Source organism: Thalassotalea hakodatensis (genome assembly GCF_030295995.1).
In the GTDB taxonomy this organism is placed as follows: domain Bacteria; phylum Pseudomonadota; class Gammaproteobacteria; order Enterobacterales; family Alteromonadaceae; genus Thalassotalea_C; species Thalassotalea_C hakodatensis.
In genome coordinates this window covers 1,264,262-1,281,055 of sequence record NZ_AP027365.1, presented here as the reverse complement: position 1 = coordinate 1,281,055, position 16,794 = coordinate 1,264,262, and the positions used below count along the sequence as shown (strand labels likewise).

Genomic DNA, 16,794 nt, shown 5'->3' with positions numbered 1-16,794 from the left:
GTTATTGTTGACCCTTTCTAAGTTTTCTTTGTTCTTCGATTAGGCTTTCAAGTTTATCGAGTTGATTATCATCTAATTGTGATGATGCAGAACTAAAGGCTGCGATTAAACTATTCTCACCATCTTCAACAAAATCACTGGTAACATTCGCAATTAATTGCGCGATTAGGCTTTCACGATCTACTTTAGCGCGATAACAATAAGCATGACCTTGCTTACTACGACTAAGTAACTCCTTCTTAAACAATCTATCTAGTGTACTTTGAATGGTATTTAGCGAGATACCGCGCGTAACGCCAAGTACACTATGAACTTGTTTCGCATCAGCTTCTTTTTTGTTCCACAAATACTGAAGAACTAACTTTTCTAACTCACCTAACTGCATAAATCATACTCTTATTTTCATTAGCAGCATGGTGACACAACAAAAACCGATTGGCAATCGGTTTTTTTTACAGAGACCCATATTTTGAATAGTAACTTATCTGACTCACACATATTTTTGGTAAAAGGAATTTTATCAAAGAGCATTTATTCTGATAAATATACTTATTTTAAATAAGAGCTTAGTATTGAAATCAGAGCCTCGACTTCACTTTCTCGCTCTTCTTTAGTCAAGTCAATCTGACCTATATGCTGTCTAATATGGTCTTCTAGTACTTTATTCATCAAACCGTTAACAGCACCGCGAATTGCGGCTACTTGCTGCAAGACTGCAACACAATCAGAGCCGTCTTCTAAAGCCTTCTCGATAGCATTAGTTTGACCACGAATTTTCTTTATTCGAACCAGTATTGCATTTTTATCGTCGTGTATGTGCGCCATAATTTCCAATTGCCTCAAATACTATAGGGGAGTATAGTATAACACGATATTTATTGAGGAACACATCAATGCGAGAGCAAGCAACCGAAAAGTGGGCGCATTCACATAATTTTGCATTTAACGCTGAACATTCTGAAAAGAAAGTGACGATCGTCTTTGCAATCACGACACTAACTATGATTCTAGAAATCGTTGCTGGAGTATGGTTTGGCTCGATGGCGCTCCTAGCCGACGGATGGCATATGTTTACTCACTCCGCCGCTTTTGCTGTTTCAATTTTTGTTTACTGGTACTCAAGAAAACACAAAAATAACAGCGCGTATTCTTTTGGTGTGGGTAAAGTTAATACTTTAGGCGGGTTCGCAAGTGCTGTAGCTTTAGGTGCGGTAGCCTTGATGATGATAATTGAATCAGTCGGGCGGCTTTTTTCACCGCAAACAATTCGTTTCGATGAAGCCATCGCGGTTGCAATTATTGGACTTCTGGTGAATGTAGTCTCGGCGTTTCTCCTCCATGATAATCACCACCATCATCACGGGCATGATGACCATACTCATCATCATGATCACAATTTGAAAGCAGCCTATTTTCACGTCCTTGCCGATACTCTAACGTCTCTTTTTGCTATCGTAGCGCTCTTCTCTGGCAAATATTTTAACTGGTTATGGGCTGATGCGATGATGGGTATAATAGGAGCAATAATCATAATGAAATGGGCGTATAACTTGCTAACTGAAAGTAGTGACATTCTTCTTGATAAATCAGCTAATGAATCAGTTAAAAACAAGATTGTAGCCAGCATAGAAGATGATGGCAAAACCGTTGTCACAGACTTACACATTTGGAAGCTATCAAGTAAACACCTTAGCGCCATCATTTCTGTCGCCACGTCATCAAATAAAGACCCTGACGACTTCAAAAAAATCATTAAAAGTAACACTGAAATTTCACACCTAACCGTCGAAATTAATAAAGTTTAAGCATCACTTGGCGAAAATATTTTCAAGGAAATTTAGTTATTAAACGGCTGGTTTAAATTAAAAGCTAGCCTTAAATTCCTATTGAAACCAAATCTTAACCTATCCGGCTTTTTGTTCATCATGTAAGTCATCAATTAATGTTATTGCAGAGGTTTTATATATTGCATATTCAGCAAGTGTACAAGGCCGCATGTACGCCTCGTATTGTTTCCCGTCAATTACAATATTTTTTGTCATCGCTTCTTCAAACTGTTGTAAAGAACTTGAAAGGGCTTTGTAATAGTCATCATCATCACCCACAAACTCGCCGTCTTTATTGATTTCAAATAACTCTAACGCGAGCAGATTATCTTCAAAGTTAAATAAGCATTTTCCATTTTTGACGTGTTCATTTGTAAGATATATATCAAGATAATCCAACGTACTACTTTCGTTATTTATTGGAAAACCAATGATATAAAACATGTGCTGATCAAATTCACAATACCGGATATTCGTTCCAACGAATTCTTCAGATAATGCAGAAATTGATTCATAAAGCCTATCTTGAAATGTCTTTTGAAAATCACATTTTGGTTCTGCTAATTTTTCAAATATGGGCTGTTGTGGTCCATTTCCTAGACCAATAGAGTTAAAAGACAACAAAGCTTTATCTTGCCAATGTTTCCAATCACTCCACATTATTGGAGGGAATTTGAATTTTGAAAATTCACTTTTTAATGTCAATAGTTCATTTAGGCTGTTATCAGTGAACATGCAAGACGTGATAATTCTCGTTGCTAAGATCCTAAAGGGGACATTATTAATTTTGATGTCATAATATGAAGTAGGGTTTTCTTCAGAAGACAACGGTGGATAAAGTTGCCAATTTTCTAATGAAATGTGTGGGAATACTTGATTAATGCTAGATTGGTTTTGGAGACCAAATATCCTCCAAATTAGAGTAAATAAAGGAATCTTCTCGACGGATACATTCAAGAATTTTTTAAAGCGTTTAGCTATCGTATCTAAGTTTTTTTCAATGTGACTTTGAGCATCAATTCCAGAATTTGGATGCACTTTACAAAATGGATACACAGAAGCTTTGAGACTATTATTAGCAAGCTTGTTTAATAAATCTTCGTAGTTGTGGCACTGGTAGATAGAATTAGCGATTAGATCTTTTGCCTTTGTTAAAGGAATGTCGAGAAGTTTTGATGCTCTTTTCGCTTGAAGAAAGATATTTTTAGTTGAATTATTGTTCGGCATACTCACGTTACTCTCACTGTTAGAAAGGTTGTTAAACGAACACCTGCCGAGGCTCGTTCTACTAACGTAAATACAAATTTTCTGAATGAATCCACTTTGCCCTAAAATGCAATTAATGCATTTGGCAGATGCAGGCTGTCCAGTCAACCAGTGTCTATCCTAATAAACAATTTTTAAAAATGGAAGTATTAGATTTTACTATCAGCAGAAACACCAAAAACCTTCACTAATAACTCTCTTGCAGAGCCGTTATAAAGAGTAACCATAGGGCTATTTTGGATAGATACTAATAAGTCACCAAATTCATTTATAAATGTAGATTGAACTTCTTCATTTGATTTTGGCGATACATTCGTCAAAAACATTCTTCCGGTTGACTCATCACACTTAATTTTCGTTTTAATATCGCCAAAAGAGTTTTCAAGATAGATGTATTTTGCAAGCAAAAATTGGGCTTCGGTAAGAGGAATATCTATAGTTTTAGCAAGCCTTTTAGCCTGTCGCTTAATATTATCCAAAGATTGATGGTGTTCATTTTCGAATGACATACTGATACCGCTAGCAGTATGACAGCTCACCACGCTGTTCTACTTTACACAAATAAGGAGAATATTATGACGAGTGAATCCACTTTGTTCAGATGATCACAAGCAGCTCGCCGCTGCTAATGGTGCTATTATATAGTCTCTAATACTGATTTCTATTAATTAATATCAAAATGCAACTAAATTGAACATTGTTTAGAAATTATTCAAAAGCCCCCTTGAGAGATTACGCAGTGAATTTCAAATCTCTTTTGTCTATCATGAGGAGGAAATCAAGGTAACTTAAGTGTAAATTCAGCCAATCTTAAGATTGGGAGGATAATATACTTTGTATTTTTCATTATTAGGTGCCTACTGCTTTGAAAGTTCTAATCATAGAAGACTCAACATCATTAAGACGAAGCTTAAGAGTGGGTTTATCCAATCTTGGCTTTACCGTTGATGATACAGGTGATGGCTCTGAAGGCTTAAGCATGGCTCTTTCAGGTGATTATTCACTATTGGTGTTAGACTTAATGCTACCGTCTGTTGATGGCACCTCAATTCTAAAAGCCGTAAGGCAAGCCAAAAAAGACATTCGAGTTCTTATTTTATCTGCACGAGATTTAACAGAGGATAAAGTTGAAGGACTACTCAATGGTGCAGATGATTACCTGACTAAACCTTTTTCATTTGATGAACTTCATGTTCGCTTATTGTGTTTAATGCGCAGAGGAAGCCTAAATATCAATGATAGTAAAATTAATTTAGGCCCACTTTCATTAGATCTTCATTTAAAGCAACTACAATGTGCAGGCATAGACGCGAATCTAACACCAAACGAATATAAAATTGTTGAGTGCTTATTTTCAAACCAAGGAAAGGTTCTTTCATCTGAAAAGTTAAGTGAGTACTTGGCAGGTCAATATGATGCTGTTGCTAAAAATTCCATTGAAGCACATCTATCAACTGCTAGAAAAAAAGTAAAGGCCCTAGGTTATGACCTGCCAATTAAAACAAAACGTGGTTTTGGATATTTTGTAGAGAACAATTAGTGAATTCAATCAAGAAAAAGCTCAGTCTATATTTATCACTCTCAATTTCGCTTCTCCTAGTAGCTATTTTACTTGCTACCGACATCAGCGTTGACACTTGGATTAGCAGCGAGTTTGACCGCGCAATGAAGAATAAAGTCGGACTACTTGAAACTTTAGTTGAAGAAGATGAAACAGAAGTTGACTTTGAGTTTGCTGGTGAATTCATGCCTGAGTTTGAAGGCAAAGAAAACCCTGAGTATTTCCAGCTTTGGTATAACAATAAAGTGTTTGAACGTTCCGATACGCTAGAATTTTTTGAGGTAAAAGACCTTCCTAAATATTCAGTAAAATTAAACGAATTCGTCTTTAAAGATATTACACTCCCCGATGGGCGTGCCGGGAGAGTGTTATTCACAAAATTTTTACCGCAAATCGATTCTGATTTAAGAGAAGAGCTAAGTATTAGTAGAGAAGAGTTTGCGAAAACACAAAAACCAATGGAGTTTGCTTATGCGCTGAGTAAAGAAGAACTAAATCATATACTTTGGTTTGTTGACATTATTTTTGTAATTACCTCGATCACCGCTGTGTTTGCAGTGAAAAAAATAGTCTTTAACGTAGTAGAGAGAACCCTTCAACCCATTGTTAAATTTAATACTGAACTTAGCCAAGTAAATCTTAATTCTGAAAAACGAGAAATCGCTACTGACGAATTGCCCTTAGAGTTAATACCAATTGCGAAAGGAGTAAACCAGTTTATTGAAGAAAATCAGGCGCTATATACACGTGAAAAAAGAGTGACATCTGATATCGCTCATGAACTAAAGACCCCGATTGCAGAACTTCTTAGTTTAAGCGAGGTAGCGTTAAAGTTCCCTCACGAAAAACAAATTACAGATAATTTTACGAATGATGTCCAAGACATATCAACACGATTGAAAAATATCGTTAATGGGATTCTGCTTTTGCAAAAAAGTAGTAATAATGCAGCATTAGAAAAAACAGATATTAATATTTTCACGCTTTTTGAAGAAATCATAAGCCGTGAAAATAAAGACGGCAGAAAAATACTAGTTTCATCACCAGAAGCTCTCCCACTTGTTATCACTAATGACATAGCACTAGAAACCATATTGTCTAACTTGGTAAACAATGCTTTATTTTACAGCCCAGCGAACTCTCCTATTAGCATTGACATGAAATGTGCACCCGATAATAAAGTATTGATCGAAATTACAAATAACTATGAACAGGCACTTAAAGAAAGTGATTTAAATCAGATTTTTGAACCTCTATGGCAAAAAGACTCATCTCGAACTTCAACACAGCGCTATGGCTTAGGTTTAGCTATCGTAAAATCATATTGTGAAAAAATTAACGCTGACATCTCAGTAGCACTTTGTACTGATGATAAGATTACATTCACCATTATTGTGTAATGAACAGATTTATCTATATCGTATTGTTGTGTGTAGCCTCTGTCAGCGCTATCGAAGCAAACGAAGTCCTCATAGATGGAAAACTTGATGACGAGATATGGAGCGAGTCCATTAGATTCAAATCCAACTATCAGGTTATTCCTCAAACACTTTTAAAATTTGAAGGTAATTTTTATTGCCAATATGTAGCATCGGAAAATGGAATATACGTTGGCATAACCTCTTTTAAACAAAATGATCTCAGAGTAAGGACACAAGAAAACGATACGCTTTTTTCGAATGACAACATCCAGATCATGCTGGATATGGATAATTCAGAACAAGAAAGTTATGTCTTTTCCGTAAACCATCAAGGAAGTTATTTTGATGGGATTTATAAAACGAATAAAGAACTCGATGCAGATTGGGATGGTAATTGGGAATTTAAAACCAAAGATGATGACGAATTTTGGGTCGCTGAGATTTTCATACCTTGGGATACCATGTCATTTAATATCCAAAAACAGAATATATTCGGAATGTCTGTTAATCGATTTGATGAAGCAACTAATGCGACTTATTCTTCTACCCCTGCTAACTTGAAAATGAATAGTTTTCTGCAAAGTTTTTCTAAAGAAAGTGTCGTCATTAATAGTAAAGCTAGCTTTGATTTATATCCCTACATCGCATTAAACAGAGATATTGACAGCAATGATAATTCTTCTGTATTGGGCGCTGAGTTATTTTGGAAGCCTACCAAAAATCAACTAATTAGCGCGACAATCAACCCGGACTTTGGTCAAGTTGAATCGGATGAACTAGTCGTAAATTTTTCGGCAATAGAAAGTTTTTTCTCTGAAAAGCGCCCTTTTTTCAATGAAAATCAAAGTATTTTTGATGTATCAGGACCAGAGACACTCAGACTAGTACATACGCCAAGAATTGGCGGGGAATCATATTATGACGATGATTATGCTGGTGAACTAGATTTAGCACTTAAATATACCTTTAGTCACAATCACCTTGATTTAGGTTTCATGTCAGCACTTGAAGCTGATAGCAACAACCTAGGTAGAGACTTCTGGGTTTTGCGGGGCCAATATTCTCTAGATGCAAGTAAACTAGGAGTTTTAATCAACCAAGTAGACACTCCCAGTATCAGTCGAAAATCGACAATTATTTCCACGGATCTGCAATACGCAATAACTGAAGATACTGAAATAACTTTGGGCATAGTAAATTCAAATATTGATCAAGGTTTGAGTTCTGTTAGTGATTTAGGGTGGTGGCTAATGGGAAGTTCAGAGATTAATGAACGCCATAGCCATGAATTTAGTTTGTTTACCTATGGTGAAGATCTACAACTTAATGATGTTGGTTATGTAAAAAGAGTGAACAGAAAACAGTTTGAATACGAATACCAATATAAAATCCCAAACTTCAACAATATGTCGGTAAGAGACCTTGTATTGGTATTTGAATTAGAAGCTAAGACAAATTTTCAAGATGAAGAATTACCGCTGATATTGGGTACAGGTATAGAAATGGTAACTGATGGTGAATTTGAGTATCAACTATCGTATGAACATGGCAGTTCTGGTTATGATGATCTAATCACTCGTGGAAACAATTCTCTATTACTCCCTGCATTTGACAATGTTGAACTCGATATTAGCTCTCCAGAGTATTATTGGGGCAAATATGGGATTCAAGTAGAGGCCGGAAAAGAAGGCTTTTCTGGCAACTTTTATAATATTGAAGCCCTCATTGAACAGCAGTTCAATGACAACATCCATATTGGGTTAACATTGTCGCAATATAATAGTGATAGCTGGATTGATTGGAATGAGAATAATATTATTGATGAATACAATTTTACCGAACAAGGTGTAGCACTCAGCTTAAACTACCATATTACCGATAATCATGAATTAAGAATCAAGTTCGAATCCTTTATAGGTAAAGCGAAACATTTGAATCAATATGAAGCTAATTTTGAAGGAAGCACAGTTACACTAACTGAACTTGAAGACTTTTCATTTTCTGAGAATGCCTTGCAATTTCGCTATAAATTCTCCATGAGTAAACTTACTGCATTTTACTTAAGTTATGGGTTTGGCGGTGAATATGAAAATGACATAGCCAAATTTGGAAAAGTAAACCTATACAAGGAAGCTTTTAAATCAAAAGATCCACATAATATTTTTGCCAAGGTTAGATATCATTTTTAGTCTAAACAATACATTTACTCCCCAAATTTAAGTCTATATAGATAGGATAATCAGTTTCAGATAAGCCAATCTTAAGCTTCGATGCATAACATGAAGCCACACTCAAAAGAGGTGGCTAAATGAAGCTCATATCTGTTTACAACGTTACATTAATACTATTTTCATTCGTTACAGCCGAACTTAACGCAACAGAAAATACGGATCGTTGTAATCAAAAAGAACGCGTAATTCTGTCTACCCAAGATATTTTCGATCTATCTGATCCAGATACAATATTCCTACATCGCTGGGCCAACTTACTTCATATAAAAACAAAAGAAAAAGCACTGTATAACGAAGCCGCTTTTTTTATAAAAAAATGTGACATTGATGTTCAAGATATTGCAGAACTAGAGCGCCACCTCAGAAGCAAAAAATACATTAAAGATGCCAAAGTATCGATTCAGGAGGAAACAAATCAAATTAGCATAGAAACTTGGGATAATTGGTCATTGATGCCCACTATCGACTTCTCTAGGAAGGGAGGTAAAAATAAATATGCTATTGGAATTAAAGACAGAAATTTTTTAGGCCTAGGCATTGATGCTGAAATTGAGTCATTCACTAATGATCAGCGCAGCGGATATAAATTCAAAACCAGTTTCCCCCTGTATTTAAATAATAATATTGAAGCAAGTATTCGACTTACAAGTAATGATGACGGCACTTCTGAAGCTATATTTCTACAGAAGAACTTTGTTAGCTTCGATACACCGAACGCATTCAATATCGGTTTTAATAATTTTAAACAACTCGATACTCAATATAATAATGGTCAAGTTTCCAATCAATTTCAGCATAATCAAAGGTATTCAACCGCAAGTTGGCAATGGCTTGATAATGATACAAATGAAGATACTTTGCGCTTTGGTATTGGCTATACCAATGAGCAACATCAATTCTTTAGCTTGAGCGAACAACCTAATTCAGCTCTCCCTAAAAATCGCGAATTTAGTTACCCATTTTTAAGTGTCGAATATTTACAAAAAGACTTTCGTAAACTGACAAACCTTAATTTAATTAATCATATTGAAGATTTTAATCTTGGTTGGCACATCACCTCTGATATTGGCTCTGACCTTGGTAAAACTAATACATCTCCTACCATAATTTGGCGTTCAAACCTATCCAAAGGCGCTAATGTTTTTAAAGATGCCTATTGGCTACTAACTACGTCATTTGACGGTGAGATTTACAGCTCAGCAGAAAACGAAAATAGAATATCGCTTAGCATTAGTAATGAATATTTCCAAAAGATAAATGAAAATTGGGGAGCATATTTTAAGAATGTAAGTCAGATCAGTAAAAATCAATACAAAGACCTTCCAATTGCGTTAGGAGGTGAGTCGGGTTTACGAGGCTATCCACTCCAATACCAGCAAGGTGATCACAGTACGCAATTTACACTAGAAGCTCGCTATTACCCACATATCAATATTTATAAATTGCTTGAAGTTGGCGGTGCTGCATTTATCGATACGGGCAAGGTTTTTAGTCAAAGCGAAAGCGAATTTAACCAAGAGTCTTGGATGACTTCTATCGGTATAGGTGCTCGGTTCTACTCCACTCAAACCAGCGAAGCACGTGTCATTCATATCGATATTATCAAGCCTATGACCAATGGTGAAAATGTCAATGGTGTTGAGTTTCGCATAACTACTAAGCACTCTTTTTAAGGTTTATAAATGAATAAAGTAACAAACTTGTTCAATTCATTTACGTTTTCTACAAATAAACTGGTCTTGTTTACTTGTAGCTACGTGATTTTTTTACTCAATATCCCTTTCTTTATAAAAACAACAGCAGCAATCACTAGACTTGATGAGTTCAACCAGTTCTTCTTAATTTCTATTCCAGTTTTATTACTATGTCTTTCAGTGTTTCTACAATGCTTTTTTGCATTTAGATGGATTACGAAGCCTCTGCTTATACTATTAGTAATGGTTTCTTCGGTTGTTTTTTACAGCAGCATTACTTATGGCATTGTTTTCGACTATGGCATGATACAAAACACGGTTGAGACAGACACGGCAGAAGCCCTTTCATACGTCAATTTTTCAGCATTTATATTCCTATTTACATTTGGCATATTGCCCTCAATATTGATTGCAAAAATACGACTAACTTATAAGTCATTTTTAGGGGAGTTATTTGATCGAACAAAATTAATGGGAGTAAGTTTTGGAATAGTGGTTCTTATCGTTCTCGTTTTTTACTCAAGTTACGCCTCTATCGGTAGAAATAATCGTGACTTAGTTGGCTACTTAACCCCATACGCATTAATTGATTCAACCGTAAAGTATCTTCAGAGAAATTACTTATACCCTCCTTTAAAATTTACCCTATTAGATACAAACCCGGTAATTGTGAATGAAAAGCACACTAAACATGTAACGGTATTAGTATTGGGCGAAACAGCTCGTGCTCAAAGTTTTTCTTTAAATGGCTATCACAAACCAACCAATCAATTTACTGAAAAGTTAGGTGTCGTCTCATTTAAAAATGTCAGTTCTTGCGGAACAGCTACTGCGGTATCCGTGCCCTGCATGTTTTCTAGGTTAGACAAAGAAAATTACGATAAACGTCTGGCAATTGCTCAGCAAAATGCGCTAGATATTATCCACCTTGCTGGAGCAGATGTACTTTGGGTTAGTAACAACAATGGTAGCTGCAAAGGTGTTTGTAATAGAGTAAAAACCTTGCAGATCGACACAACAAATACTGACCCGTTGTGTGATGGTAAATATTGCGTTGATGAAGTTCTGCTTAGACCATTAAAGCAAAAACTTGCATCGCTAACACATGAAGACACCTTAATTGTACTCCATATGATCGGTTCTCATGGCCCCACTTACTATAAGCGTTATCCAGATAAGAATCGTATCTTTATCCCTGACTGCCAACGAAGTGATATTCAAAATTGCAGCACAGAAGAATTAGCCAATACTTACGACAATACAATAGCCTACACCGATTACGTTCTCTCTAAAGTTATAAGCGAGCTAAATATGTTAAGTCAATCACAAGATATAGAAACATCTATGATTTATATATCAGATCACGGAGAATCGTTAGGTGAGAGTGGCGTATTTCTGCATGGATTACCCTATGCTTTTGCCCCCAAAGAACAAACTCATGTACCTTTAATTTATTGGGCAGATTCATTACATCAGAATGAAAGAGTCAGTTGCGTAAGTAAAATGAGTGACAAAAATATATCCCACGATAATGTATTTGATATTTTACTAAGTGAAATGTCGGTGGACTCAAAGACTTTTATTAAGCAAAACAACCCTCTAAATCAATGCAAAACAGCGGGTGCTATCGCACAAACAGTACACCAAAATACTAAGAATGGAGCTAATCGATAAATGTTTAATAATGAAAATAAGCCTAAAGGTTTGAAACGAGTTTATCTTGCCACATTGAACTCTGCTAGAGCATTTAAATGGCTTATCAAAAACGAGGCTGCCTTCAGACAGGAACTTCTACTTTTAGTTATAGCGATTCCAATTACTTTTTTATTTGAGATAACGGTAAATGAACAACTTATATTAATTATAGCGATATTATTCATTCTGTTTACTGAAATACTCAACACTGCTATTGAAGCCATTGTTGATAGAGTTGGCTTAGAAATTCACCCTCTATCAGGTTTAGCGAAAGACTTAGGTTCTGCTGCGGTATTTATTAGTCTAGTAATAGCGGTCTTAACTTGGTTAGCAATTTTATGGTAAACGCAGCTTACATCCAACGTCACATATCAGAAATTTAGAGAGAAAGTATTTGAATACTAATATCAATGAAAATTTAATAAAGGTTCCTCAGAGCACATTAGTTTTTTGGACAATAAAAGTGCTAGCAACAACACTCGGAGAAACGGGTGGTAATGCAATATCTATGTCTATGAACTTGGGTTATTTAACAGGCACAATTCTCAAACGTCCGGCAGAAAAGCAACATTAGTCTTTGGGTTAAGTACTTTAAGTTTATCCTAAGCATTTCTTAAGTTTCATAAGGTAGCGTGAGCTTCTTGTCCATAATCGAGATACTCTGGCGATGTTTACTGCTGTATATTGTACTTTAAGACCTTTTTTAATTTATTCTATTGTAACTATCCTAGTCCTTTTATTATCAAGACTAGGATTGACATTTTGGCAGTTAGATCGATTTAGCGACATTAGTAGCGTTTCAACGCTTTTAATCAATGGCTTTAGAATCGATTTAAGTACCATTGGTTACCTATGCGCCATACCTGCTTTATTACATCCTTGGTTATTTGTCACAAAATTTAAGCAATGGTGGTTAGTATTACTAAAACTATGGTTTTCCATCGCTGCAATCTCAGTCATATTTTTTGAATTAGCGACTCCTGCCTTTATTAACGAATACGGATTTAGACCTAATCGATTATTTATTGAGTATCTAGCGTATCCAGATGAAGTGACAAAAATGCTTATAAATGGTCATTTAGCGACCTTACTAATAGTATTAATACTGCTATTCATTTCTAGTATATTCATTTGGAAGGCCCTTGGCAGAATACTGATCGTTAAGTCATCATTTACATCAGTAAATATGAAAAGTTCTACTCTGGCTTTTTTAATTCTCTTCTTAACAATACTGCTTTGTGCCAGAGGCACATTAGGCCATCGTCCTATTAACCCCGCTTTGGTCTATTTTTCAACTGACCCACTGATAAACTCGCTAACATTAAACTCCATTTATAGTGTGGCCTATGCATTCAAACAGTTTGGCGATGAGAAAAATGCAGCTAAGCTATATGGAAAAATGGACGAAAAAAGAGTCATAGAATTAGTAAAACAAGAAACAAACATTTCGCCAAATAGTTTCGTTAACACTAAATTGCCATCATTATCTAAACGTGCACCTGTTTATCAAGGACAACCTAAAAATCTAGTCATTATTTTAGAGGAAAGCTTGGGCGCTCAATTTGTGTCGTCACTTGGTGGTATACCACTGACACCAGAAATAGATAAATTGAATGCCGAAGGCTGGGCTTTTAAAAGGCTATATGCGACTGGAACTCGCTCTGTAAGAGGTATTGAAGCAGTAATAACGGGATTTACGCCCACTCCATCAAGAGCTGTAGTTAAGCTTGATAAATCTCAAAAAGACTTCTTCACAATTGCTTCTCTGCTTAATAATAAAGGTTATGAAACCCAATTTATTTATGGTGGAGAAAGTCACTTTGATAACATGAAAAGCTTTTTCTTAGGCAATGGTTTCACTGATATTGTCGATTTTGACGATATTGAAAACCCTCAATTTGTTGCTTCATGGGGAGCCAGTGATGAAGACTTATTTAATCAAGCAGATATTGAATTAACCGAACTTCACAATCGTAAACAACCATTTTTTAGTTTTATATTCACTTCTAGTAATCATGACCCTTTTGAAATCCCAGAAGGAGTTATTACACCGATTGAATATACCGACAACCAGTTACAAAAGTATGACGCAAAGGAATTACTTAGACATAAGGCTATTCAATATGCTGACTATGCGTTAGGAAACTTTATTGCTAAAGCTAAAACACAACCATATTGGGAAAACACCATTTTTCTTGTTGTTGCGGATCATGATGCAAGGGCGATGGGAAGTGATTTAGTCCCAATAAACAACTTTCATATTCCCGGTGTTATTTTAAATTCTGGAATATCCCCTAAATTAGATGAACGCGTTGTAAGTCAGATAGACTTAGGTCCGACCTTACTCTCATTAATGGGAGTAGAAAATCAATCTCCCATGTTGGGACATGACCTTACTAATCCAGACGCTTCAAATCGCGCAATGATGCAATATGCAGAAAATTTCGCATACATGGCTAATGATAAAGTTGTTATTCTACAACCGAGTAAGGCCCCTTTGAGTTTCACTTATAATTATGCCCATAACGCATTAACTTCTAGCGATGATAACCCTAAGCTATCAGAGATAGCTTTAGCACATGTTTTGTGGGGAAGTTTGGCCTACGAAAAAGGCTGGTTTAAACTAGAAGACAATAAACAAGAATGACAGTGTTAGTAGTTGAATCTGACAACAACACTACGAATTGACGCTGTTACATCTTAGACATTAGCTCCATGTGTATTGCTTATTTGATTTAGGGGGGAACACAAACCCTGCCTTGAAAAATAATTACTGGTTCCATTAGGATTAGTAAATTTAAAAGTATCAATGAAGCTTTAATTAAATGACTTTTGGTAGAACCATGATTTTTACTTAATGTTGATAACAACTTATCTTCTATATCAAAAACAATGATTAAAAATGAAAAGAAAATTAATACGCCTACAGAAGAAACGCTTATCCATACTGTTCAAGCAGAAAGATAAATATTCCATCGCTAATAGCCCAATCGTTACTTTTGATACTATCGCTAAAGTAAAGGAAATGGGACAAAGGTATTATCACCAAAAAGTTGATCGATTGCAAAAACTGAACGCACGTCAACTTAAAAAATATAGAAGAAAGCAAAAATCTTCTGGTCTGACAGGCAGTAAATTCGGTTCTATTTGTGAAAAAAAATTAAAACCAGCCTCAGCCGTATTTAAAAAAGTAGCTTTGAATGATCTGAAGGGAACCGTTGAAGTTGTGAGTTCTATTTTTAAAAATAACGCTAGTTGACTAATTTTGAGTTACAAACTCTCTGATCAATTGTTCAGCATCTAGTTTCTGATTATCTTTACATGCTGCAATTACTCTCTCTATCAGAATAGGATTTATTGATAGGCCGTCAATACGATTGTTAGCAATAGCCTCTCGGACATTTTTGATCATGATGCGCTGATTAAGTGATAATTGATCATTACATAACTGTATATTTTGTTCTGATTGATGAGTATCTACTTTGCTCATTATTTGCCTGTTCAAATAGTTTTTAAATACATGCTTCATTTTTAGAAGCTAAAATGCAAACTTGCAACGAATTGGTACTAAAACGCTTCAATTCGTACTGAATTAAACTCATACTTCCAAATCATATATCTAATCAATAGCTAATAGACTTCTATACTCCTCAAATGAAAACCTATCAGTCATTCCGCTAACGTAGTCAATCAGTAGGCGCGATCTGTAATACATTTCTATAATTTTATCTTCATCAGTTACGACTGCTGCATCGTGTAGCCTTTTTACGCTATCACAATAATAGCGCTTATGTTTATTAGATAATAAATGGTACAACCTAGTCTCTATAGGAAAAGATTTTAAAGATTCGCTTTTTGAAAGAGATTTAAAGTTTTCATAATCTAATTTGAGAAGTGGTGTATATATATCAAGTAACCCTGATATGATAGCATGTCCTTGCAATTCTGATCTTTCTACCTCCTTGGCAGAAAACACATACTTAAAAGCAACACCCTTTAACACTTCTGTTGCCAAATTATATTCGTCATTACCATCTAATAAAGATTCATCAAGTGTTCCATTGAAAACTGATTCATGATTGGAAATGTATCGTTCAGAAGCATAATTGGCTAGATCATTTACTAAGTTAGTTCTTAAAGTAAGTATATAAGAATGGTTCTTATTATGAGATTCCGATTCATATCTTGCATATGCCTTTTGCGCAAGGTTAGGAAGATAACGTTTTTCAACTACCTCGTTATCTACTTCATCATCATCTAAGTAAGATTCCCAAATACTAACGATAGCTTGATGAAGTTGGTCTACGTCCAAAATACCTTTATCCAAAGCATCGTCTAAATCCGCAATACAGTATGATATGTCATCCGCTGCTTCCATTATGTAAGTAAGTGGAAATCTATTTCCTGATTCAATGCCTAAACTACTTTGTAGTTTATTAACGTATTCTTCTTCAGAATAATAATAGCCGGGTTTTTTCTTTCTATATTTATACGATTCAGTTTTTCCTGTCGGCCTCTGCTCATAGGCAGGTCTAGTATATTTAATTAAACAAGCTACTTGAGTAAATGACAAGTTCAAGTCCTGCAAGCTATGTAAAATTCGAATGGCTTGGGCATTACCTTCAAAGCAAAGTAAGTCTTTTAGTAGTTTACTATCCTTAACTTTATCCCCGAATTTTTCTGTAAAGATATTTAACAATGACGTTCCTGACCACATGTTGATAGCTTCTTCACCAAAATGCCCAAAGGCTGGGTTTCCAACATCATGAAGTAAACATGCTATTTCTATTGCGCTGGTAAATCCGTCTTTTTTATCTTCTAACCCTAATTCTCTTAACTTACCATCATTATCAAGTTTTTTTAATACAAGCTTAGCTATATACCTACCAACTTGTTGTACTTCTAACGAGTGAGTTAAACGACTTCTTACTGCCGCATTCGATTCTAAAGGAAACACTTGAGTTTTTTGTTGAAGCCTTCTTACCGCAGCAGAGTTGATTGAACGGCCCCGGTCTGATTCCATTTCCTCATCGAATGTTTTTTTCGGAGCTGTTGATGCACGAAAGCGTTCATGTTTTAGCTTTTCGTTATAATCCATAC

Annotated in this window: 16 protein-coding genes; 10 read left to right on the top strand and 6 right to left on the bottom strand. The window is 35.4% G+C overall.

Translation table 11 applies throughout. The features are described 5' to 3' along the window. Position 1 precedes the first annotated feature (1 nt). Both QUE72_RS05610 and QUE72_RS05605 read right to left on the bottom strand, forming a co-directional pair. Positions 2–385, bottom strand: a complete 384-nt coding sequence (locus QUE72_RS05610; protein ID WP_286272078.1) for a BlaI/MecI/CopY family transcriptional regulator — start codon at positions 383–385, stop codon at positions 2–4. A 164-nt stretch (positions 386–549) separates the two neighbouring features. Continuing rightward, positions 550–825, bottom strand: a complete 276-nt coding sequence (locus QUE72_RS05605; RefSeq protein WP_286272076.1) for a metal/formaldehyde-sensitive transcriptional repressor — start codon at positions 823–825, stop codon at positions 550–552. A gap of 68 nt (positions 826–893) precedes the next feature. Between QUE72_RS05605 and dmeF the strand changes: the two genes are divergently transcribed. Next, complete coding sequence (gene dmeF / locus QUE72_RS05600; RefSeq protein WP_286272075.1) at positions 894–1,805, top strand: CDF family Co(II)/Ni(II) efflux transporter DmeF; 912 nt, start codon at positions 894–896, stop codon at positions 1,803–1,805. 99 nt (positions 1,806–1,904) lie between these two features. Here the strand turns inward: dmeF and QUE72_RS05595 are convergent, their stop codons facing one another. Together QUE72_RS05595 and QUE72_RS05590 are read right to left on the bottom strand one after the other, a co-directional pair. Next, positions 1,905–3,053: a hypothetical protein gene (locus QUE72_RS05595; protein WP_286272073.1), complete on the bottom strand. Its 1,149-nt coding sequence runs from the start codon at positions 3,051–3,053 to the stop codon at positions 1,905–1,907. Positions 3,054–3,241: 188 nt separating this feature from the next. Next, on the bottom strand, positions 3,242–3,601 hold the full coding sequence (locus tag QUE72_RS05590; protein WP_286272071.1) for a hypothetical protein: 360 nt from the start codon (positions 3,599–3,601) through the stop codon (positions 3,242–3,244). Positions 3,602–3,957: 356 nt separating this feature from the next. On the opposite strand from QUE72_RS05590, the gene QUE72_RS05585 reads away from it, so the two are divergent. The 9 genes from QUE72_RS05585 to QUE72_RS05545 all read left to right on the top strand — a co-directional run bounded on the left by QUE72_RS05585 (position 3,958) and on the right by QUE72_RS05545 (position 14,953). Then, positions 3,958–4,632 (top strand): response regulator transcription factor, encoded by a 675-nt coding sequence (locus QUE72_RS05585; RefSeq protein ID WP_286272069.1) that lies wholly within the window; start codon positions 3,958–3,960, stop codon positions 4,630–4,632. Beyond that, positions 4,632–6,053: a sensor histidine kinase gene (locus QUE72_RS05580; RefSeq protein ID WP_286272067.1), complete on the top strand. Its 1,422-nt coding sequence runs from the start codon at positions 4,632–4,634 to the stop codon at positions 6,051–6,053. Before QUE72_RS05585 ends, QUE72_RS05580 begins: the two co-directional genes overlap by 1 nt. Continuing rightward, positions 6,053–8,263: a DUF5916 domain-containing protein gene (locus tag QUE72_RS05575; protein ID WP_286272066.1), complete on the top strand. Its 2,211-nt coding sequence runs from the start codon at positions 6,053–6,055 to the stop codon at positions 8,261–8,263. The genes QUE72_RS05580 and QUE72_RS05575 overlap by 1 nt, the downstream gene beginning before the upstream one ends. A 119-nt stretch (positions 8,264–8,382) precedes the next feature. Continuing rightward, a complete protein-coding gene (locus QUE72_RS05570) occupies positions 8,383–9,978 on the top strand; it encodes a BamA/TamA family outer membrane protein (protein ID WP_286272065.1) in 1,596 nt (531 codons plus the stop codon). Positions 9,979–9,987: 9 nt separating this feature from the next. Beyond that, a complete protein-coding gene (locus QUE72_RS05565) occupies positions 9,988–11,673 on the top strand; it encodes a phosphoethanolamine transferase (protein ID WP_286272063.1) in 1,686 nt (561 codons plus the stop codon). Then, positions 11,674–12,039: a diacylglycerol kinase gene (locus tag QUE72_RS05560; protein WP_286272061.1), complete on the top strand. Its 366-nt coding sequence runs from the start codon at positions 11,674–11,676 to the stop codon at positions 12,037–12,039. A 49-nt stretch (positions 12,040–12,088) separates the two neighbouring features. Beyond that, the gene (locus QUE72_RS05555) at positions 12,089–12,268 is read left to right on the top strand and encodes a hypothetical protein (protein WP_286272059.1); all 180 of its coding nucleotides are present in this window, start codon (positions 12,089–12,091) and stop codon (positions 12,266–12,268) included. A 93-nt stretch (positions 12,269–12,361) separates the two neighbouring features. Beyond that, positions 12,362–14,341 (top strand): LTA synthase family protein, encoded by a 1,980-nt coding sequence (locus QUE72_RS05550; protein WP_286272058.1) that lies wholly within the window; start codon positions 12,362–12,364, stop codon positions 14,339–14,341. A 255-nt stretch (positions 14,342–14,596) separates the two neighbouring features. Further along, positions 14,597–14,953: a hypothetical protein gene (locus QUE72_RS05545; protein ID WP_286272056.1), complete on the top strand. Its 357-nt coding sequence runs from the start codon at positions 14,597–14,599 to the stop codon at positions 14,951–14,953. On the opposite strand, the gene QUE72_RS05540 is transcribed toward QUE72_RS05545, so the two are convergent. Beyond that, positions 14,954–15,184: a hypothetical protein gene (locus tag QUE72_RS05540; protein WP_286272055.1), complete on the bottom strand. Its 231-nt coding sequence runs from the start codon at positions 15,182–15,184 to the stop codon at positions 14,954–14,956. Positions 15,185–15,313: 129 nt separating this feature from the next. Continuing rightward, on the bottom strand, positions 15,314–16,792 hold the full coding sequence (dgt, locus tag QUE72_RS05535; protein ID WP_184424861.1) for a dGTPase: 1,479 nt from the start codon (positions 16,790–16,792) through the stop codon (positions 15,314–15,316). Positions 16,793–16,794 lie beyond the last annotated feature (2 nt).